The 25,548-nt window shown below is 36.4% G+C and carries 23 protein-coding genes; 7 read left to right on the top strand and 16 right to left on the bottom strand.

Annotated features, from left to right (window positions below; genetic code table 11):
* Positions 1-254 precede the first annotated feature (254 nt).
* Complete coding sequence (locus ACQKFG_RS22325; RefSeq protein ID WP_427562995.1) at positions 255-920, top strand: excalibur calcium-binding domain-containing protein; 666 nt, start codon at positions 255-257, stop codon at positions 918-920.
* A 346-nt stretch (positions 921-1,266) separates the two neighbouring features.
* Here the strand turns inward: ACQKFG_RS22325 and ACQKFG_RS22320 are convergent, their stop codons facing one another.
* On the bottom strand, positions 1,267-1,476 hold the full coding sequence (locus tag ACQKFG_RS22320; protein WP_427562992.1) for a PucR family transcriptional regulator: 210 nt from the start codon (positions 1,474-1,476) through the stop codon (positions 1,267-1,269).
* Positions 1,477-1,841: 365 nt separating this feature from the next.
* Complete coding sequence (locus ACQKFG_RS22315; protein WP_427562989.1) at positions 1,842-2,606, bottom strand: hypothetical protein; 765 nt, start codon at positions 2,604-2,606, stop codon at positions 1,842-1,844.
* A 573-nt stretch (positions 2,607-3,179) separates the two neighbouring features.
* Between ACQKFG_RS22315 and ACQKFG_RS22310 the strand changes: the two genes are divergently transcribed.
* Entirely contained in the window at positions 3,180-3,866 is a 687-nt protein-coding gene (locus ACQKFG_RS22310; protein ID WP_427562986.1) for an ArsR/SmtB family transcription factor, read from the top strand.
* Positions 3,867-3,958: 92 nt separating this feature from the next.
* Here the strand turns inward: ACQKFG_RS22310 and ACQKFG_RS22305 are convergent, their stop codons facing one another.
* The 6 genes from ACQKFG_RS22305 to ACQKFG_RS22280 form a co-directional block, all read right to left on the bottom strand.
* Positions 3,959-4,843: a DMT family transporter gene (locus ACQKFG_RS22305; protein ID WP_427562983.1), complete on the bottom strand. Its 885-nt coding sequence runs from the start codon at positions 4,841-4,843 to the stop codon at positions 3,959-3,961.
* A 558-nt stretch (positions 4,844-5,401) separates the two neighbouring features.
* Positions 5,402-5,806 carry a hypothetical protein gene (locus ACQKFG_RS22300; protein ID WP_427562980.1) on the bottom strand — a complete coding sequence of 135 codons (405 nt, stop codon included), beginning with the start codon at positions 5,804-5,806 and terminating at the stop codon, positions 5,402-5,404.
* A 35-nt stretch (positions 5,807-5,841) separates the two neighbouring features.
* Positions 5,842-5,964: a hypothetical protein gene (locus ACQKFG_RS22295; protein WP_260320863.1), complete on the bottom strand. Its 123-nt coding sequence runs from the start codon at positions 5,962-5,964 to the stop codon at positions 5,842-5,844.
* 768 nt (positions 5,965-6,732) lie between these two features.
* Positions 6,733-7,932 (bottom strand): NlpC/P60 family protein, encoded by a 1,200-nt coding sequence (locus ACQKFG_RS22290; protein WP_427562977.1) that lies wholly within the window; start codon positions 7,930-7,932, stop codon positions 6,733-6,735.
* Positions 7,933-8,436: 504 nt separating this feature from the next.
* Positions 8,437-9,180, bottom strand: a complete 744-nt coding sequence (locus ACQKFG_RS22285) for a glucose 1-dehydrogenase (RefSeq protein ID WP_349729951.1) — start codon at positions 9,178-9,180, stop codon at positions 8,437-8,439.
* Between the two features lie 50 nt (positions 9,181-9,230).
* Complete coding sequence (locus tag ACQKFG_RS22280; protein ID WP_427562973.1) at positions 9,231-9,983, bottom strand: SDR family NAD(P)-dependent oxidoreductase; 753 nt, start codon at positions 9,981-9,983, stop codon at positions 9,231-9,233.
* A 275-nt stretch (positions 9,984-10,258) separates the two neighbouring features.
* Between ACQKFG_RS22280 and ACQKFG_RS22275 the strand changes: the two genes are divergently transcribed.
* The gene (locus ACQKFG_RS22275) at positions 10,259-11,398 is read left to right on the top strand and encodes a LuxR C-terminal-related transcriptional regulator (RefSeq protein ID WP_427562971.1); all 1,140 of its coding nucleotides are present in this window, start codon (positions 10,259-10,261) and stop codon (positions 11,396-11,398) included.
* Between the two features lie 144 nt (positions 11,399-11,542).
* On the opposite strand, the gene ACQKFG_RS22270 is transcribed toward ACQKFG_RS22275, so the two are convergent.
* The 5 genes from ACQKFG_RS22270 to ACQKFG_RS22250 all read right to left on the bottom strand — a co-directional run bounded on the left by ACQKFG_RS22270 (position 11,543) and on the right by ACQKFG_RS22250 (position 18,067).
* Positions 11,543-12,682 (bottom strand): Ger(x)C family spore germination protein, encoded by a 1,140-nt coding sequence (locus tag ACQKFG_RS22270; RefSeq protein WP_427562968.1) that lies wholly within the window; start codon positions 12,680-12,682, stop codon positions 11,543-11,545.
* Positions 12,682-14,187, bottom strand: a complete 1,506-nt coding sequence (locus ACQKFG_RS22265) for a spore germination protein (RefSeq protein WP_427562966.1) — start codon at positions 14,185-14,187, stop codon at positions 12,682-12,684. The genes ACQKFG_RS22270 and ACQKFG_RS22265 overlap by 1 nt, the downstream gene beginning before the upstream one ends.
* Positions 14,159-15,262 (bottom strand): endospore germination permease, encoded by a 1,104-nt coding sequence (locus ACQKFG_RS22260; protein WP_427562963.1) that lies wholly within the window; start codon positions 15,260-15,262, stop codon positions 14,159-14,161. Before ACQKFG_RS22260 ends, ACQKFG_RS22265 begins: the two co-directional genes overlap by 29 nt.
* 537 nt (positions 15,263-15,799) lie before the next feature.
* Positions 15,800-16,570, bottom strand: coding sequence for a BCCT family transporter (locus ACQKFG_RS22255; protein ID WP_427562960.1), 771 nt, complete (start codon positions 16,568-16,570; stop codon positions 15,800-15,802).
* A 747-nt stretch (positions 16,571-17,317) separates the two neighbouring features.
* Entirely contained in the window at positions 17,318-18,067 is a 750-nt protein-coding gene (locus tag ACQKFG_RS22250) for a TerC family protein (protein ID WP_342615428.1), read from the bottom strand.
* Positions 18,068-18,527: 460 nt separating this feature from the next.
* On the opposite strand from ACQKFG_RS22250, the gene ACQKFG_RS22245 reads away from it, so the two are divergent.
* Entirely contained in the window at positions 18,528-18,707 is a 180-nt protein-coding gene (locus ACQKFG_RS22245; RefSeq protein WP_427562956.1) for a small, acid-soluble spore protein, H family, read from the top strand.
* Positions 18,708-18,755: 48 nt separating this feature from the next.
* On the opposite strand, the gene ACQKFG_RS22240 is transcribed toward ACQKFG_RS22245, so the two are convergent.
* Positions 18,756-19,526 carry a GH25 family lysozyme gene (locus tag ACQKFG_RS22240; protein WP_427562952.1) on the bottom strand — a complete coding sequence of 257 codons (771 nt, stop codon included), beginning with the start codon at positions 19,524-19,526 and terminating at the stop codon, positions 18,756-18,758.
* A gap of 443 nt (positions 19,527-19,969) precedes the next feature.
* On the opposite strand from ACQKFG_RS22240, the gene abc-f reads away from it, so the two are divergent.
* Positions 19,970-21,607, top strand: a complete 1,638-nt coding sequence (abc-f, locus tag ACQKFG_RS22235) for a ribosomal protection-like ABC-F family protein (protein ID WP_427562949.1) — start codon at positions 19,970-19,972, stop codon at positions 21,605-21,607.
* A gap of 424 nt (positions 21,608-22,031) precedes the next feature.
* A complete protein-coding gene (locus ACQKFG_RS22230) occupies positions 22,032-22,865 on the top strand; it encodes a DUF2935 domain-containing protein (RefSeq protein WP_228467361.1) in 834 nt (277 codons plus the stop codon).
* A gap of 115 nt (positions 22,866-22,980) precedes the next feature.
* Here the strand turns inward: ACQKFG_RS22230 and ACQKFG_RS22225 are convergent, their stop codons facing one another.
* Positions 22,981-23,331 carry a hypothetical protein gene (locus ACQKFG_RS22225; RefSeq protein ID WP_192204204.1) on the bottom strand — a complete coding sequence of 117 codons (351 nt, stop codon included), beginning with the start codon at positions 23,329-23,331 and terminating at the stop codon, positions 22,981-22,983.
* A gap of 329 nt (positions 23,332-23,660) precedes the next feature.
* On the opposite strand from ACQKFG_RS22225, the gene ACQKFG_RS22220 reads away from it, so the two are divergent.
* Positions 23,661-24,128: a DUF2306 domain-containing protein gene (locus ACQKFG_RS22220; RefSeq protein WP_349729962.1), complete on the top strand. Its 468-nt coding sequence runs from the start codon at positions 23,661-23,663 to the stop codon at positions 24,126-24,128.
* A gap of 432 nt (positions 24,129-24,560) precedes the next feature.
* Here the strand turns inward: ACQKFG_RS22220 and ACQKFG_RS22215 are convergent, their stop codons facing one another.
* On the bottom strand, positions 24,561-25,370 hold the full coding sequence (locus tag ACQKFG_RS22215) for a nitrilase-related carbon-nitrogen hydrolase (protein WP_427562945.1): 810 nt from the start codon (positions 25,368-25,370) through the stop codon (positions 24,561-24,563).
* Positions 25,371-25,548: the final 178 nt, after the last annotated feature.

Raw genomic sequence — 25,548 nt, 5'->3', positions numbered from 1 at the left:
TAATTGGTGATTTAAGTAATTAAAATGATTCTTAAATCCCCCCTACAATTAATTGCTATCACAAGATGAATCATAAAAATATATGGTGATATGTAACGCCTATCTAAACATTTAAAAAGGAAATTGAATTTTTTTGTAGAATTATAGAAATATACTACTAGGAAGGAAGTTTCAAAAAATAAGTGCTTGTTTTTTTAGTTTAAAAATATAAATCTTAGTGGTTAGCAATGATTATATTTAAGGGAGTGTTAGTTATGCCAGCCATCGCACTATTAGGGTTTCTCGCTATTTTATATTCCTTTTTTTACCTGATCTACCATTTTATCAAAAAGATGAAAAACAAAGAAAGAGCATTATCTAAAAAGATTTTTTATCCTTCGCTCATTGGTGGAATAATATTTTTTATTGTTGGAATATCGTTTTTGGATACAGGAGTTCAAGCTAAACTTGATGATGAAATAGAACAAAATACAAAGTTAACAGCTGAGAATAAAACTTTAAAATTAGAAAATACGAAGCTTGAAAAACAAATTACGGATCTTGAGTCAGAAATTAAAGAAACAGCTTCTAATATTACCGAATATGAAAATAATTTAAAAACATTGGAAGAAGAAAAAAAGGCATTCTCATCAGAAAAAGATTCATTAAATAAACAGATTAGTGATCTAACAACTAAAAATACAAGTTTGCAAAAAGAAGTTGATAGTTTAAATACTCAACTTGCAAGTAAAGATACTTCTACCTCTACTGCAAAAGAAAATTCAAATCAATCAACTGCTTCTACATCGTCAGGAGAAAGGGAAGATTTTGCAAACTGTACCGATTTACGAGGTACATATCCAAACGGTGTTCCAGCTGGACATCCTGCTTATGTACCAAGTATGGACCGCGATAAAGACAACTATGCTTGTGAAAGGTAATAAAATATAGGCTCTATCTTATAGAGCCCCAATTTGTAGACAAAAAGGTTTCGGAAAATTCCCGAAACCTTTTTAATTTTTTATTGGATTTGAAGCAGATATAAAGAATAGTCATTTTTCCTATGTTAATTAGGTATCTCTGGCTCTTCAAAAGTCCTGTTGGCTACCTTCTTTACATTCATGGCAGAGACAGAAAAAGGAGATCTATTTACTATTATTGAGTTTGCAGGACCTGCAAGCTGTTGCCAACCAGAATTCAAGTGAACACTTTACCTCGTTTGTTACAAAAGCGAAAGCTCTCTTACCCTGCATGCTTATCAAACAGTTAATAATAATATTGCGGTAGTCAAGTTAGTGAGACGATTGAATTTCTTAAATAACATGCAAGTTGAACTTTTAAAATGTCTTCTGGATTCGAAAAGGAAATTTGAAGCTTGTCTTCGATCCTTTTTAGCCTTTGATATAAAGTATTAACATGGATATGCAAAATTTTGGCTGTTTGTGTAGCTTGACGGTCGTTCTCCATATAGGCAAGCAGGGTTTGTTCTAAATCCAAAGTACCGTCTTTATCAGATTGGAGGGGATTAGCCTAATTCGCTGGTGTTCTGACAGTGGCAAATAACCACTAATCACCATTGCATTTACGTTGCCGAAATTTGCTTAACGTATGTTTTCCGCGTTTTGACTTTAAACCATTTATGGATCTTTTAAGAGAGCGCCATTCTATAGAGTCCAACATTCAACAAAAACCTCTCTGAAACTGATATAAACCTAACAGACAAGACCAATACTAGTGAATATAAATGAAGTATTAACCCCTTTGTATATGCGATAATCCTGGAATTTCCGGTTTATTTAACTCTTCTATTTAAAAAGTTCTATATTTTCTTTATCCCTCTTGCCAAATAAAAAGCACCCAATTTAATGGATGCTTAGATTTCCTTTCTTTCGTAATCTTATTTCAAACTTATCACTGAAAAATTCATTTGCATTAAATATAGTGCTAATGTCTGAAATATCACCTACGTTCACGATTAAAGCTTCGTCAACTTCTTGATCTGTGAGGACTATGCGATATTCATATTGATTTTCAAAATATTTATCTTTCCAAAAATAAATATCAGTCCCTTGATTTTTATAAGAGCTCATCCTAGCTGAGGAATTGATGTTATAATCATCATATTTTACCAAGCCCCCTCTGTAAGCATATCCTTTTTCATTGAGTGTTCTAGTAATTCTGTCAATAAATTGAGATGGGGTAACAAAAATCAAGCTATCTCCGAACTCCCTGATCATTTTATTGATTTGTTCTTTAGGTAAATCAAATTTGGTATAGTAATACTTTTCATCCTCCTTAACCACTTTTAACATTTCGCCGACAATTGCAAACATACAGTATAATGGTCTTTTTTCATTTATATTTTTTCTGAAATTCAATTTTTTAGTTCGCCCCGACATGATTAATTCATGGGCATCTTGAGTAAAGAAATTCATTGTTAATTCCGTAAAAACATGTGCTGCTTCAAATTTGTCCCCTACACCTTTTTCTCCTGAAGCACTTTCCATATCAATATACTTTTTGAAATTATTCATATATAAATCTCCAGATAAGAAACTTTTCACAAAAGGTGTGAACTTTATAAATCCAAAAACTTGGCCTTTAAATCCAATGTCTGATATTTTCATACTCTCCATTCCCTCCTATTTGACTAATAAAATTCGACAAAAGGGACTATTCACCGATATTTATTCCAAGACTATTAAGGAACGTTTCCTGTTAGTGAACATGTAAAAATGTATGCCTAGTTCACAAAGAATATACTTCATTAAAAACCGCTTATCCAAAGGATAGAAAGTCTTCTTAATAACCTCTCCTGATTTCACAATCTCCCCCCAAAAAAAGCACCCAATTTAACGGATGCCCCTTTAACATCAATAAAAAACCTTCCAGTATTCTGGAAACAATTGAATCTATATAATTACCCGTCCAAGCTTTTCGTTGAAGTGAAATTCAAACGGGAGTGCCCACGGATTTTATGCTTCAAGGTCAATTCTTTTAAAATCTATAATTTTTCCTGCGCTGGCGATATGGATCCTTTTATCAGCCGTTTTCAAAAATATTTAAAGCGGGAATCGTGAACATACAGCAGGGCAGCGGTACTGTATAATAGAAAAATAAGTTTACATATTTTTAATGCCATTTACTTTTGCGTTCAGTTTATTCAAACTAAAACATCGGTAGAAAGGTTGGTAACTATTTTGAGTATACATCCAAATATGGTGGAGATAGCCTCCCTTCTTGGGGAAAAGTCACGTGCAACAATTCTTGCAAGTTTACTGGACGGGCGTTTCCATACGGCAGGTGAATTAGCATTGATGGCTGTAATAACACCACAAACCGCCAGCTTTCACCTTTCTAAATTAGTGGAAGGAAATCTTGTTAAAGTTGAAAAGCACGGAAGACATCGTTACTATCAGCTAGCAAATGGAGAAATTGCGCGCATTTTAGAATCATTTCTGGCCATTTCCCCACCTCCTGAAGTTCGGTCGCTGAAACAATCAAGCCAAGTCAAATTGCTTAAGGAAGCCAGGACTTGTTATGATCATTTGGCAGGAAAACTAGGAGTCCAATTAACTGAATCGATGTTGAAAGCCGGATATTTGAAAAAAGAAGAGAGAGAGTTTACAGTCACACCCAAAGGAGATCGTTTTTTTTCTGAGTTCGGCATAGATTTACTTGATTTAAGAAAAAAACGCCGTTCTTTTTCCCACTCATGTTTAGACTGGAGTGAACGTCACCATCATCTTGGCGGTGCTTTAGGTAAAGGACTCCTTACACATTTTTTTGATTTAGGCTGGATAGTCCGTGTTCCATCTATTCGCGCAGTAAAAGTAACGGCTAAAGGGAAAGAAGGATTTAAGGAAGTTTTTTGCATAGAGGTATAATTTAATCATCCCTCGTGAAAAAGTAAAGATGCTCTTTTCTTTTTCACGAGGGATTTTCTGTCCTTAGCAGCTTAGGACGATCCATGCGATTACTATAAAGCCCTTTTAACAAATTTATTTTCCTTTTGGAAATTGCTATTTACAAGATAGATGCCAATGATAATAAACAGTCCGCCAATTAGGAGTGAAGTGTATATCGGTTCACCTAATAGTGCCCACCCTGATAATACTCCGAAAAAAGGTGCCAAAAATAAAAAGGCACTTGTTTTTCCTGGATCACTCTTTTGTAAAAGGTAATACCAAACAGCGAATTGCACGATCGATGACATGATACTTAACCATAATAAAATGAACAACGAATGACCATTCATTATGAAAAATGGTTTTTCAAGAATTAAGCTGCCAAGAAAAAGCAGTAAACCGCCAAAAAGCATCTGATAAGCAGATAATACCCATGTATCGGAAATCGCTCCCCATTTTTTCGCCAATAAGGTGGAAATGGCCCAGAAAACAGCAGAAAGAATGCCGAAAAGAATACCAACCTTAAATTCAAGTTGAGCTCCCATCGTTATAATTACTCCAACTATTCCTAATGAAACTCCAATCCATTGATATAGTTTATAGCGTGTTTGTGAAAAGATGGTACCGAAAACAACAACAAGTAGCGGGTTCGTGAATGTAAGTATGGAGGATTCACTTGCTGAAATCGTGCGTAAACTCAGGAAAATGCACCCCATGACTCCGGCTGTTTGAAAAGTGCCGATAATGAGCATTTTTATCCAATCCCCTCTAGAGTTTGGATGCGGTCTTTTTAACAAGATTACGATCATCGCCATTATGGATCCGGCAAGTGTGAAGCGTAATGCTGCTAATAATAATGGCGATGAATAAGGAAGACCCATTTTAACCACCGCAAAAGAAGACCCCATTAAAAATGTAGTTAAAAGAATCAACAGTGTAAATTTGTAAACATTCATTTTTTTATCTCCTGACATATTTAAATGACCGATCTACAGATATTATAGCTGGTGATTATTTCAGTTATCATCGAAATATGGAATACAAGTGGAGATAAATTAAATAGTATCGACACATCCAGGAATCCTTATCGTTTAATTGGCCAACTTCTTTAAATCATCGTATTCATCCATTTTACCCTCCCATCAAACGAGGCAAATCATCCGAATCACAAAAAAAGTAAACCTTTTTCCTGTAAACCCATCAATACGGATAGGTTCGACTGAATATTTTTTTTCAGTGCTTTCTGCACGATACTGGTACATGCATTTCCCTTTTTCCGGATATAGGTCTTAACACTCCACCATTTAGATTAATTGCAGCACATTATTGCTAGAGTCTATAAAAAAATAAAAAGCCCTGTTAACTGAAATTCAGTAACGTCAGGCTTACAAGAAGACTTATTCCACTCTCTATATACGCGTTGTTTTAACTAACAAACTTTTATAATTAGTAATAAAATGAAGTATTTCATTTTATGTGAACTCCACTATTGACCTGCATTTATATTTAATCTATTACACAGCAGGAATCGTTTGGGGATTTTCAGTCATGAAATTTTCCTTTCCCAATTTCGAGGCCATAAAAGCGATAAAACAAACGACTCCGAATGATGAAACCAATAACCAAACTGCTCCATTTAATAAACCATCGAAAGCGTCTATGACAAAACCAAACGTCAAAGGAGCGATGAAGCCAGCCACTTGCATCCCTAAATTGACCACACCCACTGCCGAACCTCCTATTGCTTCCGGTAAATACTTCAGCAGCAGACTAAAAAGACTGCGGAAATATAGGTTTAATGGTTGGAAGATGATAACTCCCGTTACCGTTTCTGCATGAATTTCCCGACGAACTTTCATTTTATCCAGTACATAACCGGCGATAATATAGAATGCCACCGACGATATTGCCGGGATCATTTTTTTGGGTTCACTTCATTCGGGTATGCTTTTCTTTACCAGTTATCCGTTTTATCTAATAATTGATCAATATCAAATGCATCGAGATGAAATGGAATTGACTCTTCAGCAAGTTCTTCAGTAGCTAAAAGCAATTGGTCAATATCTATTATAGTCAAAAACAATTCGCCTCCCTTTTAATACCTTTACCCACAAACATTACTTCTAATAGTTGATTCTTTTGAGGGTATCATAACTACATTCGACATTTATTTAAGGGGTAGTTCACAGGAATTGACAACACTCTTTGTCTCCAAAAGCTCTCCAGAACTAGCCAAAAAAGTAGATCTGTTCAAAGGACGAACAATTACCAAGCTAAAGATTCAATAGCCTTGTATGGTGGAGGCTCCCTATTGGTAAATATTCATACACCATAATAAATTTCTAATAATTACCATTATACCAAAAATAAAACTGTATAATTTTACAATTGTATAACAATTATAAATTAGTATTTATAGATAATACATTGAATTTTCAGTTAATTTAAAAAAACCTTATGGGACTTTTTATTTTTGTAAAAATGTTAATAAAATGGAAGGGTGCAATTGGATTTATTATTTTTATTGGGCTATTCTGCCCCGTTAGCATCCTGTAGAGCATTATTTATCGGATTTAAAAAAACGGAGCCCCTCAGTATGATGAGAGTACACATAAACCAAAACTCATCTAGATAATTATTACTTCAATTAACCTGTCATAATGTGAAAACTTTTAAAAACGCTCTCACCATAAACTTCGTTAATGGTGCCTCCTTCTTCAACTAAAGGAGAAGATCAAACACAAATCCCGTATTCAATAAAGTATACGGGATTTGTGTTTAAGGTTAACCTTAAATGAATAATATGACTAGAAAATTCAAATAGTCTAACTCTCTCGTGGCTATCTTAGTCCATATTGACTTGGGCTTGCCCAAAACTTTCGAACTTCTGAGTAAAATAACTTGAAGTAAGATCAGATATATGAACTCCAGTATTCCTTGTTGTATGAATAAAGCGACCATCCCCTAGATAAATACCGACGTGGGATATCTCTTGACTTAAGTCTGTATCTCTGAAAAATACTAAGTCCCCTGCCTTTGGATCGCTGAGTTTCGGCAGCGTGGAATAGTAGTCCTCTGCCGAACCACGTTTAAGGGAAATGCCCTGCTCCTTCATGGCCCAATAGATAAAACCGCTGCAATCCATTCCAATCATCGGATCATATTCTCCAAAAACATAGGTAAATCCACGTAGAGTATAGGCATACTTTATGACATCATAAGCTTTATCATAGGAAGCCTCTTGATTTGTATAAAATGGATACAAGGGATTGCTGTATATTTGAAGATACTGTCCCTCCATCAAGCTATCAGTTGGTAATGCGTTACGCTTTTTGATTGTATCCACCGATACACCGTAATGATCCGAGATACTTTTAAGTGTTTCATTATTTTGAACGACATGCTCTCCTTTTGGTGTATACGTTTTATACTCGACTTGGTATTGTGCAAAATATTTTTCTGTGGTAGATCTCACCTGAACTGTCTCTGCTCCGTATCCAGAATTAATGAACTGATTTCCCCCCAGATAGATCCCAGCGGTCACGGCTTTTGAACTTCCCTTTTCCAGAAAAAATATAATATCTCCAGCCTTAGGCGTATTTGTATCCATTCCTTGTTTATAATAGCCTTCAACTGACAAACGGTCGATAGGCACCATTTGTCGGGAGAGTACCCAATGAATCAATCCGCTAGAATCAAAACCTTTGATTGGTGTCTCTTCTCCAGCCGTTTTTTTAAATCCTGTAAAAGATTTCGCATAATTCCCAATTTGTTTCCCTCTCTCTGACCACTGATAGTTCGAAGGAGTATAAGCAGTCTGAATGGTTAACTTCTGGCCAATATATAACTTATCATCCGGTAAACCATTCATATTCATTAATTGCTCTGTCGATATATCATAGATCGCTGCAATCGATTCTACCGTTTCTTGAGAGGATACAGTATGCACTCGATCTGCCGCTTCAACTTTTAAGCCAGATAAAAAAGAGAAACTAACCATGCCTAGTAATAAAAGCAACATACTACCTAATATTCTTTTCGCCATTTAACCCTTCCTTTATCAACAGATTTTGTTCCTACCTAATGAAATTATGTAATAAAATATCAACTTTACAACTTTATAACTTTATCATAAAAATACTAGTAATTGGATTTACTTCCACTTTTATTATTGAACTTAATATAATTTATATAAAGAGGAAGGAAATGGTGTATATACCTACTGGGAGATACCCGGACGTATATAAAAGTTATAGAGAGCTATTAAGCGATCTAGATCGTAATCGAATTATCCGTTTGGCCTTATTTATCGCCGCACACTCAAAAAGAGTTTAAATGTATCCTCGATAGACATTCTATCGTTTCATCTTCCAAGGAAATGTTTTTAGCATTCCGGGGATTTTTCATTATATACAAAAAAAAGAGCCCTCCAGCATGATTTGGGTAACAGAACACCACATCATACGGAAGAAGCTCTATCATGCAATTACGCATCAAACGAACTTGACTGTTTGAGAGAACTAGCGAATAATCATTGAACTTGCCCTTATTATACGGCCGTATAACCGCCGTCTACAATAAGGCTTGTGCCTGTAACAAATGATGCATCGTCACTTGCAAGGAAGAGAACAGCTTTCGCCACTTCTTCCGCTCTGCCTAAACGGCCGATTGGATGTAAGTCGATCAAACCTTGTCTGATCTCACCTTGTGCTTTTGCAATAAGTGGTGTATCGATATATCCTGGGCAAACTGCATTGACACGAATGCCATCTTTGGCATAAGTCGAACCTAACGTTTGTGTCAATAGTTTGACCCCGCCTTTCGCAGCAGAATAGGCTGTTACCCCCGGTTTCCCTGCATGGCTATGGATGGAACCTGTATTGACAATGGCGCCGCCTGTAGATTGTTTTCGCATTTGCTCTATCGCATATTTATCGGATAGGAAGACACCGGATAAATTAATATCAATTGTTTTTTGCCATTGTTCATAGCTTAACTCATGGATGTTTCCGTCTCTTGCAATCCCTGCGTTTGCGAACATGATATCCAGTTTCCCATATTTATTAACCGTCTCTTCGATCATATTCTTTACGTCATTCTCATTTGTCACGTCAGTTTTAACAAAAAGAGTATCATACCCTTTTCCATTTAACTCTTCTGACACAGCTTGTCCATGATCAGCAAAATCGGCAATGACCACCTTTGCTCCTTCTTCTGCAAATAATTGAGCCGTACTTGCTCCAATCCCGCTTGCTCCGCCAGTTACGATCGCCACTTTATTTTCCAATCTCATATTTAAACACTCCTTAGTTTTTAGTTTCTACTATCCGTTAGAAAGGGATTTTAGCGAGCAGTAGCTCCGCCATCTATTACAAATTCAGTACCCGTAGTATAGGAAGATTCATCCGAGGCAATGAAAAGCACTGTATTCGCCACATTGTTGACGCTGCCCAGATGTCCCAACGGGAATTCTTTACCCAATTCATCTTTTGAACTGCCCGTTTGTTCAGATGCATAGTCCGCCATCCCGGTATCGATATATCCTGGATGAATCGAGTTTACACGGACCCCTTTTGAAGCATACTCGATAGCAGCATCTTTAGTCATTGTCCGGACCGCTCCCTTGCTTGCACCATATAATACATGACCAGGGGCGCCAATCAAGCCTGCTATGGAAGAAGCGTTTATGACTGAACCTTTATTTTGTTGCGCCATCAGTGGCATAATATGCTTCATTCCCAAGAATACTCCGGTCACATTAATCGACATGAGACGATTCCACTCCTCCAGTTCAATCTCCGCAACCGGTTTAATGATATAAATACCCGCATTGTTGAACAGAACATCCACCTTATCAAAAGTATCGATCGTTTCCTTTGCAACCTTTTTCCAATCTTCTTCATTGCTGACATCATGACGAATGAATAGGGCCTCTCCGCCGATCGCCTGAATGTCTTTCACTGCTTGATCACCGGATTCCTGGTTTATGTCAGTGATGACGATTTTTGCTCCCTCCCTGGCAAATAGCAAAGCTGTTTCTTTTCCGATTCCTGTACCCCCGCCAGTAATGATTGCCACTTTGTTTTCAAGTCTCATGATTGCACCAGATCTCCTTTTCCTATTTTTCTGATACTGAAATCCTCATCCTTAGAGGTTCTCACTAGGCTAGTATTCCTATACAAGTAATGAAAGCTGACTTAAGCAATTGTCCATCCCTTTAAATGGAATGCCGCTAAAAAAAGCTTCATTGTCTGTCTATGCCTTTATTTTACTCCTCGTAATTTGAAATACTATCCTATAATATGCTGTATAATAATAGGGTAAGTATCCCCCTTATATAGGGGTATTTTGTTTAAGGAGAAGAGACCCGTATGATCCAGCCCTCACATGCTTATGAAGAAATATCGTTTCAGCAATTCATATTATTCATAAAAAGCCATAACAAACAAATTGAAGAAAATATCAATATTTATTTGAATCTTGAGCCCCTTATATTAGAAAATGAACGTAAGGTGATACAAACATTACTTGAATCATTCCTACTATTTTTATCCGCTCCAAAAATCGAAGACATAAATGAAACATACGATAAGCATCTGGAAACTTGGCTTCAATCACATCTACCCATTTTAAATGTGAAACATTTCAGCATGTTCCGATTAATTTTTGAAAAGTCCATCGTTACCTTAATGGCCAACCTGAAACAGGTCCAAACCATTCCCATTCTACTTTTCTTATTATCCATTTTCTCTCATCTCATCCATAGCTATAACAAATGGATGGATGTCGAGCCAACGCAACTTTCAAAAACCCAGGAAGAAAATGCTGAACTGAAAAGGCTGAAACTATTAGACCAGTTAGATGAGCTTCTAATTAATTCATCAGGAATTAAGGACTTTGCTCATATCCTAAAAAAATGTGAAGAGTTCTTTCACTATAAAAGATGTGTTTTTTATGCTTATATTCCTTGGTCCAATCAATTTTATGGCACCATTGGAGAGGAGCTCCCCAAGGTTCAAAGCATGAGAGGGCAACTCAGCTTGAAGCAATCCTTTGTTTTCAATTCAAAAAAGCCTGTTTTTTTAAAGAATCCCGATCATTATATTAAAAAGGAACATATAACGTTGTTTAATCTTTCATCTGTCATATTTGTGCCGATTGTTCATGACCAGCAAGTCTTCGGCTGGCTGACCTTTGATCAATTAGGTGAAGAATTCGATTATTCAAAAGATGAATTAACTTTACTTGAACAGGTCGGAAAACGGTTAGGCTTATATTTATCAAGAAAGGATGATGAGGTATCCATTGATACAGATCTACAATTAACGGAACGGGAATCCATGATTTTAAATTTGCTGGCGGAGGGGCATAACAATAAAAAGATGGCCGAATTATTGCAATTAAGCGAGCATACTATAAGGGATTATATAAGCAGTTTAATGACAAAGTTTAAAGCCAAGAACCGTACACAAGTCGTAGTCTATGGATTTCGCTTAGGTATATTAAAGTAAAATCGAGTTTCCTTTAATCGTTATGTAAGTCAAAATAAATCCTTACATAGTTAGTTGTTGGTTATACCATATACAGTAGCTGCCATATCATAATCATTGAAGAAAGATTCTGTCATGGCAGCCTACGATTCACTACTGAAGGTATCAATTCATGTACTCATATTTATAATCGCCTGTTATTTTAATCGTAGCATCCACCTGAATATTACGAATGGATTCTTCATTAAGGCTAAAACCCTCTTTGGAAACTTCTTTCCACTTTTTCAAATCCTTTCTGTAGATAACTTCTTCTAAATTATAAATGTCTATATTTTTTTTAAGAGCATATTTGTAAGTATCCCTAATTTCTTTCTCCAATGCCCGTTGTATTTTTTCTTTAAGGTGGGGAAAGGAGATGTTTTCTTCCATATCCATTACGGCACCTTCTACTTCAATTGAAATATCAAATTCGACTTCATCATTTACATAGATTGGCTTTATATTGAATTTGGGCCTCATTAGCGATAATTGAATATTCTTGTTGTTGTTGATTTTTATTCTAATTGGGGACCTTACTGTTGATTTTGTCAACCACCTCAATCCCGCTAGATGTTTATTTGCTATCTCCCCCATCAGTTTATTATTTTTAATAAGGTAGGACCCTGATAGTTTTACGGTGTTCTGGGATTTTCCTTTTGCTTTCCACACCTCATTTTTCAACGAAATCTTCGGTAGTTTTATTGTCATTCCTGTTTCATAATTTTGCGTATAAAATCTTTGGATCCGGATGGGTTCGACAAAGGACCTTAATTTATAAATATCATCCGGATTGAAAATGCTTGTTTGTACCGATGAGCCGAATAGACTATTGCCAAAAAGGATCTTTTCTAAGGAATCATCGGTTCCATATAACCAAGTTGTTTCCCTAATTTGCTGAAATCTTAAAATGGGATCGTTTACGTTGACCAATCCATGTTTTAGTAAGTTTTCAGAAAAAATGATCAATTTAACATGGGCCCAATATATATATTGGTTTGCCTTTTTATAAATGTCATTCATGGCCTCGTTCATTGTTTCCCCTCGCCCTTTGGCGACCCAAACAGTTGTTGGTTTTGGTTCCAAGCCTTCTTGTTTAGCAACACCGGCAAAAGACGTCACCTGCACATAAATGACATACTGACCATTTTGATAATCTATTCCCATTGCACTTATATATTGAATATCTTGAATATCCTTTGTATCCCAGCAGCCACTTAAAAGAGCGATGCTCAATACAAATAGTATAATTCTAAGGATCACTTTCATTAGCGATTTCCTTTTGTATTGTCCCTGGTATTCAGCGTCTCGGCTCGTTTCTTTTTAAAGAGATATGGTTTAACAAAGACACCGCCCCCTAGATCTTTCAAGGATATTGGTGAAATAGGCGCTAAGTAGGGTAAACCATAAACCTGCAGCCTTGATAAATAAAGGACAATAGAGAAAACACCGAGAAAAAATCCGAATAAACCTAAAATAGAAGAGAGAAATAATACATAAAACCTGGCCATGCTTACTATTCCACCTAATGATTGATTGATTAATGTATAGGTGGCTACCGCAGTAGTACCTGCAACCACCAACATCGTCGGGGATGTAATCCCGCCTCTAATTGCCGCATCACCAATGATTAATCCACCCACAACAGCCAGTGATTGACCGATTGGTTTTGGGAGTGTGACCCCTGCCTCTCGAAACAGCTCAAATAAACCCAAAATCAAGAAAGCCTCTTGTTGAGGTGATATAGGCAATCCAAATCTAGATACGGTTATCGTCGCCAAAAATGAGAAGGGGAGCTGGTCTAATTGAAATGATACTAGTGCTATATAAAAACCTGGCAGAAATATTGATACTAGCAGTCCGATAATGCGAAAGAAATATTCGAAATTTGTATAGTAAGAAGGAGTATGACGATCTTCCGCGGCTTTTAACAAGAGTGTAATATTACCTGGCCCAATTAAGGCAGTTGGTGACCCATCCACTAAAATGACAAAGCGCCCATTGTTTAAACTGGCTACAGCATAATCCGGCCTCCCTGTATAATCAAAAAACGGGATTAGGTTGAACTTACTGCCTGATAAAAATTCTTCAAGTTCAGCAGTTCCCAACAAGATATCTGTGTTTATTGAGGAGATTTTCCTTTTTACTTTTTCAATGGTTTCTGGATTTACAACATCCTTCACATATAATAAATTGATTTTTGTCTTGCTCCTATTCCCAATGGTAAATGCTTGATTTTCGAGTGATGCAGTTTTATATCTTTTTCTGATCAACCCTAAATTAACAGAGATATCTTCGATAAATCCATCACGTGGACCACGGATGGAAGTTTCACTACTTGTTTCCTCGGGACTTCGATTCGGGATGCTTGGTAGGGAAAACATCAATAATAAATCCAATTCTTCAAATAGCATCAGGACCATCCCGGAAAATACGTTTTCCTCCACATTTTCTTTTAAAGTGGAGGAAGGGAAAACCCTACTGACTTTAAGTTCTTCTTGCGGATCCTCTATAACCTCTTCTTCCTTCAGTTTAGAATTTATGAATGCACTATCAAGCCGTGCTACTGATTCCCACAATTTTTTGACATCGACCAACACCTCTGAATAAATCAAAGTGCAAATAAGGGGCGGATCTGTTTTCCTTTCAGATGTAATGGTATGCTTTTTGAATTTTACATCCGAGCTCATTCCGAGTAATTCAATGAAATATTCAGTCTTCAGTTGGATCTCCGAAGAACTCCCCTTATTTGCCTTGTTCAATAGAGGCTTCATTCTTTTTCACCCTTTCTTTTAGAAAAATGACCATGTTAATGAAAAAAGTTATGACCAAAATGCTAATCACACTCAATTTAAAATAATAGCGTTCCGTAAAATCCCTGTATGCTGGAATGTCGATTGGTATACAAAGCGCAATGATTAAGGAGACTGTTATAGCAAGCAATACAATATTTTTTATTTTCTTTGATTTAAATTGAAACAGTTCCCCCATTAGGAATATCGATAACGATACACGGATAAATGCACCTGAAAGCCATTGGTATATTGATAAAAAATCCAGCCGGTTCAAATACTTACCCATGGTTAGTAACCGCCATTGAGCGTATGCGGGATTGCTGATTTTTGCAGCTTGTACCGGACCAAACTCTGTAATGGAGCCTATTATGGGTCCCATACTGATAAACAAAAGAAATAAACTTAAAAAAAGTAAACTCCTGAACTTTATTTCTGTCTTTATAAACTGTTGAATCAAAACGAGTAGAAATATCTCTGTAAAACCTCCACCTAGTATTACGACCCCGTCCCAAACAGGTGTAATCCCATTTTCAAAAATAGGAAAAAGCAAGGAGTAATCCTTAAACTGTATATTCGCCGTCATTATCGTAAACCCAAGCGCTACAACAAGGGGCAAAACCAATCCCCCGGCAATCGCTATTGTTTTGATTCCAGCCTCGGCAGCAATAAAACATAGGATGATGAAAGGTATAAATAATATATATTCTGGCGTTTGAATCATATAAGTACTGTTTACCCAGGAAAATGTGCTAAATAAAGTGACAAACAAGTTTATTAAAATATAGAAGAAAAGAAGGATTTTTATGGACCAGGCGGCGAGCGGGTGACTGTGAGTATGAAGCCAGCCAATGATATGCTGTTGCTTTGTTTTATTTATGATCCTATAAACCATGGGAAGCCATATTAGAAAAAGCATCCCGGTGATTAAATTACTGATCCATGAATCTCTTCCGGATGCCCCAAGCAATGAAGGCAAAACGATAACATGGTTCATTAATCCAGTGGATAGAATCAGCACCATTGTCGCTTGAAAAGTTGATATACTTTTTATCATGTGACACATCCCCTCTCTTTTAATATGAGGAGGCATTTTTGTTTTTATTCATATGGTGCATCATTTCTTTAATGGACAGATAGGTATTTGAACGTCCTCTACTGTCAATAAGCTCCGCTGGATCAACTGCCATTTATCATCGACCTTGCGATAAATAATTCAGTGATATTTTTTGTCTACAAATCAATTACGTTGTAACGTTTTCCCCGGTACAATCAGAAGTATGTCCCAACCTTCGGACCATTGTTCAATTTCATATGCCGCTTTCAATAAAGATCCTATTAGCTATATCCATTACACTTAGTGATGCACTTGCAATACCACCAGGCATGAGTGAACGGATTCGCACAGAGCCCATTATGCCTTGTACATGGTACACCGCCCTATCTCTGATATTCTCATTCATTATTTAAGGTTTTTTAAACAAATCGATTGTACGGTTTCATCGAACGCCAAACAGGCACCAGCTGTTTTTTTAGCTGATGCCTGTTGGCGTTTATTCCCTTATACAATATCCTCCCAGTTTGAATGATACTTTTAAGATGTTAGTTTTGTAGGTTCTTCATTGATCGTTTTTTCTATACTGCTGCTTCTTGCCTGATCCTCTTTTATCCATTTAATGAGCGATATCGATGCCATCGCCATTATTAAGATGAGTGGAACGGAAGTAATGACTACTACTGATTGAAGAGCATGCAGTCCTCCACCGAACATCATGGAAAACGCTACGAGCTCTATGACCAACGCCCAAAATATTTTGTGCCATCCGGCTGGTTCTTGATCTAATGACAACTTTTTTGATGCAGCGCTTGCTAATGTGAATGATGAAGAGTCCAGTGTAGCAGAAAGAAAAATAAGGGTGATAATCATAATCGTAAACAAGGCTATACTGCCGCCGGGAAGCCCCTGGTAAATGGCAGCAATGGCTGCTTCCCCACCTTTTTTCTCTAAAATGTCAATGACAGGAACAAGTTTATTAAGTTCAAAGTAAAGACCTGTATTACCCATGATGGAAAACGCCGCCCAACACCCTACTGTTCCTCCAATACATTCAGCAAAAATGACTTGTCTTATCGTTCTTCCTTTCGAGATCTTTGCTACAAATATGCCCATATAAGGAGCACAAGCAAACCACCAGGCCCAGTAAAATATCGTCCAAGCTTCCGGAAAGCCAGAATTGGCAACAGAGTCGGTGTAGAAACTCATACGAAAGAAGTTCTGTAACAAAATCTCAACGCTATCCGTAAATCGGGACATTATAAACAAAGTTGGACCAGCTAAAAGAACGAATGCTCCAAGTTTATTCATTGGATAAAGCGTTAGAAGAACTTGAAAAAAATCTTATTGTCACCTCATATACAATATTCAGGAATACAAGGAAGGGTCGGGTCGCTCATCAATTATCCATTAGCCAATCAAGAGCATCACGATTAGTGCGGAAATACTGTAAAGATTTAGACCTTTATAATTGATTCATTAAAAAATATATTATAAATATAAGTGAGTTCGGCGGTGCCATAAAAAGAAGTAAACTAAGGAAAGTAGATACTAGCCGATCAAAACTGGTCATCGGGTTGGATATAAAAACGATGCTATATCCTTTCTTACAATTCAGCGGTGCTGCATCTGGTCTTTTTGGATATTGCCCATAAATCTTCTAACATCCTCATCATTGGTGCACAGTACACAGTTTTTAGCAGTGGATAAATAAATCAAGGATATTTGTTTCATACATGATTTACAAACAGGATTTGTAAAACAATAATAAAAGAGATCACTTATTGTGGTCTCCTCAGTTTGTAGGAAAAAGGGTTCTTAAAGTTAATTCAAAATTGATCGGAACAGATGTGCCTGACTCCTGCTTAGAAAAGCGAGTCCAGAGTGGACCCGCAGGCGCAAAGGAGCCTAGGAGGCTCCCGGACCGCCGCGGAAAACAAGTGCCTGGAATGCAAAAAGACCGAAATTGGAATTCGGTCTTAAAATCCTATTTGGCAAACATAAAGTTTACAAAAAATGAACACTAAGGTATTTCAACTCGTTTTTATTCGGATAAAATCAGTCGTTTTGCTTATCATTTTTCACTGTTTTTCCAGATAAAAACCATCCGCCTAGAGCAATAAGAAGCATGACTGACCAAAAGATGATATTCCAAATCGGTCCTTCAACAAAATCGTGCGGGATAATGTGCACGGCTGGATGCGCAAGGGTATGCATTAATAACTTAACCCCTACCCAACCAACGATTAACATGGCTGCTGTTTCGAGGCTAGGTCGCTCCGTCAGTATCTTAACAAAGTATCCTGCTGCAAACCGGATGACAATTAAACCTGCAATCGCCCCTACTAAAATAACAATGAATTTTGCCCCATCCATACCTCCTATATCACCCATTGGTGTATCTGGTAAGGCAATGACAAGGGCGACTGCAGCTAAAATGGAATCGATAGCAAAAGCAATATCAGCCAATGCAATTTGCGCAACGGTCATACGGTAGCTCTTCCCTTTTCCCTCATTCTCCCCGTGGTCCTTTTTTAGTAAATGCTTTAATGAGATGAAAATCAAATATGCAGCCCCAATTGCTTGAACTTGCCAGACATGGAAAAGGTACGAAATAATAAAGATTGCACCAATCCTAAATATAAAAGCCAAAAGCAACCCAATATTAATCGCTTTTTTTTGCTGTTCTTTTGGTAAATGCTTTGACATGATGGCTAAAACCAATGCATTATCGGCAGATAATAAGCCTTCTAAAAAAATTAGAATAATTAACACCCAGCCATATTCCAATAATAACGATAATTCCATGATACCCCCCTAAAAGCATGTATATGAATGCGTATGGACTTCAAACCAAACAATATCTTCTCCTCCAATATTGTCCCATCTTATTTACTTCCTTATTCAGCCCTTCCATCACATTAACTTCATTTGAGTTGGTAGCGAATCCCCTATTGAAAGCAAGGCAGCCGTTAGCTTTATAATATATTCTTTTTTGCTTAGTCTTAGCCCATTGAGATAAACTGGGATTCCTTTCTGGTTTTTTCAAATTCATCACCTCAAGATTCTTTTTACAATCCTATCCATTCCGGCAGATATACTTATTTTTAAGATTAAGAATTCTCACCTTTCATAACAAACATAATTAAAAAGCGTTAAACATCATCGTACTTAAATGATTTAGTTACAACATTAATCCCTGAATAAACGAATAAAATTAAGCCTCTCCCCAAATAATAGGTAGACTAATCAGCAGGGAGGGATATATGTGGATGTTAATCGTGTAAAACAGATACTTTCTTCTTCATCCGACATTGAGGTGAGATATAATGGCACTTCAATATGGATCGATAATTTAAATGAAGATGGAAGAACGGCTACGGTACATTTGAGAGGACCATTAGAGGAAAGATCAGAAGTAGCAATTGACGAACTTAAAGAAATATAAGGAATATATTTAAAAATAAGCTCCTCTCGTCATGAGAAGAGCCTTTACTTATTTCAACCTTAATTTTTGACCGATATAAATTTTGTCGGGGTCTTTTATTCCGTTAAGACTAACAAGAGATTTTACCGTTGTATTATGTTTTTTTGCAATGAAGCTAAGTGTGTCGTCTTTTGTTACTGTATAAGTTGTGGGTGTTTCGGCTTCCCATGCACGGGTGTTGTGTGTCCTAATAGTATTTATTGTATTTGTAAAATCCCTATAGGCTATATTCAAGTCCACCTTTGTACTGATGCCGCTTATTTTACCCGAATCAGAATGCTGCCAAATATCTGCGCTACGTCCCAACATGCTGTTGTATCTGGCAATCCACAAAGCGTAATTCGTCAACCTTGTTTCATCTAAACTATTTTCAAGAAAATATTTACCGGTATACAGCATAGCCGTGTATCCAGCTTCTTCAATAGCTTCTAAGAAAGCTATTGCTGCATCGGTCAGCGTTTTTTTCTTTGCCTTTTTTTTATTTTCCTCAAGATCCAGTACAATAGGGTAATTTAAAGCAAAAGATCTGATTGAATCTAAAAAATAAGCTGCCTCGGCCTTTGCTTCTGCAACAGTTGCAAACTTTGCATAGTGATAGGCCCCGACTTTCAATCCCGCTGCCAATGCTTGTGGTGCGTTTTCTTTGAAATAAGATAACTTAGAATAACTCGTTCCCTCTGTTGCTTTAATGAACACGAACTTCACGCCTGCCTTTGCAACTTCCCCCCAACTGATGGCACCTTGCCAATGTGAAACATCGATTCCCTTTATATATTCCATATTAATGTCCTCCTTACGGAAACAACCCTATGGCGGTAAATGTTAATTGAATTTAACTAAGACACATCATTTAGGAAAAATGCAGTCCTATTGCCCACCTTATAATAAGATATTTGATGGAGTTAAAACAATAATAAATCTTTGGGAATGAAAGGAAAAAATTATGCTGTTTCCTTTTGTTTTCAAAGATGAATTTATGCTATAATGATTTTATTAATATCAGAAGGGATGATGGGTGGCCGATGATTAACTAATCTTATTTTTTTAAATTTGAAATCGCATATTTCAAATCAAACGAAATAGGATTAGTCTGCCCATTTTCTATAAATTACAGAGCTATACTCAAAATAGCTCTTATTTGACAATGCACAGGTACGGCTAATCCTTCCATATGAATTGGGAGGATTTTTTTTATCCTCCCATTAAGGAGAGGGATGAATTATATGAAAGAATTATTAAAATTAACCAATATTAGCTATGAAGTAATGGACGTAAACATTTTTGAAAATATAAATGCAAGTGTACAACAAGGGGAAATCATCGGTATCATTGGAAAAAATGGTGCCGGTAAGTCTACGTTGCTTCAATTAATTAACAATACTTTAGAGCCTGTACGCGGCCAAATCCAATGGCTGCAGCAAGACTTGAAAGTTTTTATGGTTGAACAAGAAGTCGTATCGCATCCTTCCGAAGATAAGACCCCTTCCGAAGTTAAATTACTTGATAAAATGCATGTACCAGGCCATGAATTCCAACAATTGAGCGGGGGAGAAAAACTAAAAGCCCGACTTGCAAAAGGACTTTCTAAAGATGCAGACCTTTTACTATTAGATGAACCGACAAACCACCTTGATGAAGACAGTATAGAATTCCTTAAGGGACAAATAAAAAATTATAGAGGTACCATCATTTTTGTTTCGCACGATCGTTATTTTTTGGATGCTGTTGCAACGAAAATTTGGTCGATTGAAGATAAAAAGCTAATTGAACACAGAGGGAATTATTCTAGTTATATGGAAGTTCGCAAACAGAAAAGACTTACACAACAACGTGAATATGAAAAACAGCAAAAAATGGTTGAACGGATTGAGGGACAAATGAATGAAATCACTTCTTGGTCGAAAAAAGCCCATTCCCAATCGACGAAAAAAGAAGGAGTTAAGGAATACTATCGCGTAAAAGCAAAACGAATGGATGCACAGGTAAAATCAAAACAAAAGCGTCTTGAAAAAGAGCTTGAAAAAGTAAAAGCTGAACCTGTTGAATCCGAATATACTGTACGCTTTTCAATTAAAGCAAAAAACAAGTCGGGAAAACGTTTTTTGGAAGTCAAGAATTTAACTAAGTCATTTAACGAGCGCACACTATTTAAAAACGTTCATTTCACGATACAGCATGGTGAGAAGGTTTCCATAATAGGTCCCAATGGCAGCGGAAAGACGACATTATTAAAAATAATTCTTGGACGAGAAAATTTTGCGGGCAATGTTTGGATTTCGCCATCTGCAAAAATGGGCTATTTGACGCAAGAGGTGTTTGATTTACCACTTGAACTAACACCCTCCCAGCTATTTCATAAAGAAACTTTCGAGTCGAGAGGGAACGTTCAAACTTTAATGAAGCATTTAGGCTTCACGGCATCTCAATGGACAGAACCCATTAAGAACATGAGTATGGGTGAGCGAGTAAAATGTAAGTTAATGGAATATATCCTGGAAGAAAAAGATGTGCTTATTTTGGATGAACCGACAAATCACCTGGACTTAGCTTCACGGGAACAACTTGAAGATACCTTAGCCCAGTATACTGGAACGCTAATCGTCGTTTCGCATGATCGATATTTTCTCGAAAAAATCACAAGCAGCAAACTTATCATTTCAAATAATCACATACAAAAGCAATTATATGAATCACCCTCAAAAAGAGATGATCTGGAAGAACTACGATTAACACTTGAAACAGAAAGACAGGAAGTTTTAGGAAAGCTTAGCTTTATGACTCCAAACGATAAAGCCTACACAGAACTTGATCAGAAGTTTAATGAGCTTACGAAAAAAATAAATGAACTTAGTGACAAATGACTAATCCATTGTAGCCTAATGTAATTGCTGGATTAAAATGCGAGAACCCTTAGATAAAGTCTAAGGGTTTTTTATACAGAATGGTTGCCGAGTTTTTTTAGAAAGTCCATGGTATACGATTCCCCCTTTGAATCTCCATTGTTACATGCTTTTGGTGCCATCCTATGTTCAATATCCATTTCCCCTTTTCGCTAAAATGCAAAAATCACATATACCCGCTTGTTTTTCTTCAAGAACATGGAGGGAATGGTACTCCCCTTCAAGAGATTCCAATAAGAACTCAAAAAAACGCCATCAAGTACCAATGGTTTGAGGTGCTAAAGGGGTATTAGTAATTTTATTTATATTCAAATTGAGCAGCATACTAATGTCCCTTTGTTAATAAGATTTAATGATGGTTTTGTTTTAAAAGGGGGCTTTAGTTATGAATGAGGACATACAGGAAACTATGAGGGATAAATCGGGAATGTTTGTTGCACGCTCTTTGGATGAGATTCGTTTTTGGTCAAGAATTATGAAGGAACACTCGCTATTTTTAAGACTAGGTTTTAGATGTGAAGATACGCAGCTAATTGAGGAGGCTAATCAGTTTTATCATTTATTTGAACGGATAGAACAACAATCCCATACATTAACAAATCAAGCTGATCCTGAACAGATCAGGATATTTAACTCGGAAGTGCAACAAGCTGCTACAGGAATATTTTTATTCAAAAGGAAGGTATTGGGGCTGATACTCACCTGTAAATTGCCTGGTGCAAACAATTTCCCACTTTTAGTCGACCATACAAGCAGGGAAGCCAATTATTTCAGAAAACGATTAAAAGAATTAAATGAGGGTAAATTGAAACCACTTGCAGACGCCATCATCAAAGAAAATGTATTTTTTTTAAGGATCATGGCGGATCATGCAAAATTCATCGGACATCTCCTTGATCCGTCGGAAAGAAAGCTGGTGGATATGGCGCGTAATTTTAGCAATGATTTCGATCAATTAGTCTTTCAAGCTGTAGACTTAGAGTCCATGAAACCGCAATCTCAAACCGCTCCTCTTTTGGATCAATTTCTAGATCAGAACCGTGTTTCCGTCGTATCACTTCGGGACTTTAAGAAAACCGCCAGAGATTTAATCGAAGAATGCAAAATCAAGAGCATTATCCATCCTTTATTGGCAGATCACGTTTTCCGTGAAGCTGAACGTTTCCTTGAAATCATCGATATGTTTGAAACCCACCTTACAGGTGAAACATACAATTAATTGAGTATGAAGGATATAGAGAAATAATGGTTTTTATAAAATTGCTTTTATGGATTAATAAATTCAAATAAAAATTGCCCCTCTCGATTAGAGAAGGGCTTTTATATGTAAAAAGTTAAGAAAGGGAGTTCACCATTGTTTTAAGTTTCTCTTTATCAGAAACATGAATCCATGGTAAATCCAGGTTATCATCGTCAATACCAGGTTGGATAACGCGGCTATATAATAGGTCACAAATACAATCATTTAATAACTGGATATCCTGGTCTGATATTTTCCGGTTATATGTTACATTAGCGGTTCCTGTTTGTTTATTCATCCCCCCTATCAAGCCTCTTTGTTTTAATGAACTTCTGATCACTTCTCTAATAGCCTCTAGACTAGTCAACGGAAATACATCAAGGTGCTTAACAATCATTCTAAAAATGTCATCTTTAGATAAGTCCTGTTCAATATGTTGTCGCAATTATTCCACCCCCATTGGTCAAAACATTCTTCAAATGAAACGTAAAATCCTCCTTTATCCTTAAAAAGGACTACGCATACTGCCTTTTTGAGGGGCACTGCACTTTCAACTCAATAAAAACAGATTGACTGACGGTTTTCCGCAGAGCATACAGCACCTGAAGAATTTTTGCAAAGGATGTTCCATAGTATGGAAACTCATCTTCCCTAACTAAATTGATTTTGTTTTTTTGCAAATTAACATTCATTTTTTTGGTAAATATTTGTCTTATAATAAAATAAATATTTAATCTGTTACGTTATGATAATGATTATTTAACGAAGGGAAAGATGCTTATCTTTAAGATCATCCTATTCATTCATATTTTCGCTGGAGCAATATGTCTTATTAGTGGAATAGGTGCTATGTCTTCAAAGAAAAAAAGAGGTATGCATACAATTTGCGGTGAAATTTATCACAGTGCATATGTTGTACTCTTTGTCACCTCCCTGACAATGGCAATATTGAATTGGGAAAGCAGCGCATATTTATTTTTCATTGGGATATTTTCATATTCTTTCGCGTTTATAGGCTATCTTGCTGCTAAGAAGAAATGGAAAAACTGGATTGCATCTCATATTAGTGGGATGCTCGGTTCCTATATCGCTATTTGTACTGCAATTCTTGTAGTGAATGTACCCAATATAACTATCTTGAATGAATGGAACCCATTAATTTTTTGGTTTCTTCCAAGCATTATAGGTTCACCGCTGATATTTTTGGTTGGACAGAAGTATAAAAAATCCAATTCTATCTAAATACAGTCCAAAAAACTCCTATAAATTCATTTAACAAACCCCAACATAAAAAAAGCCCCTCGATCAAGAGAGGGGCTTTTAACAATGGAGGAGTACCACTTAGGGGGTAGTACAATAATATAATTATCGCCAATCAAAAACATTTATATTCATTGTTATTCGGCAACAAGTTAATGTATGAGCTTATTTATCTGTGTTAGCATATATCTACTATTTCAGAGATGCCAACCATCCGTTCAAAAGGTCAATGTGTTGATCTCGGTGCAAATACTGTATCACAAGAATAATTAGCGGCTTATTTTTCAGAGAATTATTATTTTTCTAAAAAGTACAAATCCATTAATCATTTAATAATGAAAAATGGATTTTAAAAACTTTTATAAGATTCTAGTTATAGACCCACATAATTCGTTTAATGAATTTTGAAAAAATCTATTTTTCCAATGCAAATAACGAAACATTTGGCCACAATTTCTTGTCTAAATCATCCAGATAAGGAACTTCATTTCGTACCTCTGATATAATTGAAAAATCCACATCATGAATTAGAATACTCTGCTCTGATCTTGAAGCTTCACATAGGACCTCACCGGTCGGAGCAACAAGTTTACTCTTTCCGCAACTTCCCTCATTAACCGTGTTTACGCCAAGAATATAAACCGTATTATCGAGTGCACGTGCCGGAAGTTGAATATCCCATCTTGTTTCAGCTCCGTAACTCCATATTGAAGGAACAATAATAAGTTCTGCACCTTGAAGAGCTAGAATTCGGCTTGGTTCAGGAAATTCAATATCTGCACAAATAAGAACACCTATTTTCCCTTTCGATGTTTCTATTGCATTATAGACTTTCTCACCAGGAGTAAATATCTCCTTCTCTCTTCCCCATAAAAATGATTTTCGATAAGTGGCAATGACTTCCCCTGTTGACTCAATTACAGCCAAGGATATGTAAAGGTTTCCATTTCCCCCCTCAACAAATGGGACGATGAGTATTACTTTTAACTCTTTAGCGAGCTTTTGAAATAATGAAACAGTCTCTCCAGTCGAAACCTCTTGCAACGATTCGAATTGTTCCTTCGATAAATAGTAACCACTCACCCAAAGTTCAGGTAATACGATTAATTCAGCTCCCTGTTTAGCCGACTCTTCAACCATTTCTATACAATTTTTAATATTTTTATCCCTTTCACCAGGGATAGCTTGTAATTGAACTGCAGCAACCTTAATCAACAAAAGCACATCCTTTTCTGCAAATGGAAATTATCAGATTCTTTTGAAACCTGTGTTTATTTTAATAATATTTTATTTCATTTAATTAAGCAATAATTATTTCTTTTAGAATATAATTTTGAATTTTTTATTTCAAAAAATCTAAAAATTGTGTAAACTATAATCAATCCAGTTTCGGTTAGGGTAA

Origin of the sequence: Peribacillus sp. NPDC076916 (assembly GCF_050269675.1) — a bacterium.
GTDB classification, from domain to species: Bacteria; Bacillota; Bacilli; order Bacillales; family DSM-1321; genus Peribacillus; species Peribacillus aracenensis.
The sequence above is the reverse complement of the archived record's forward strand: the minus strand, read 5'-3'. Positions and strand labels throughout refer to the sequence as shown.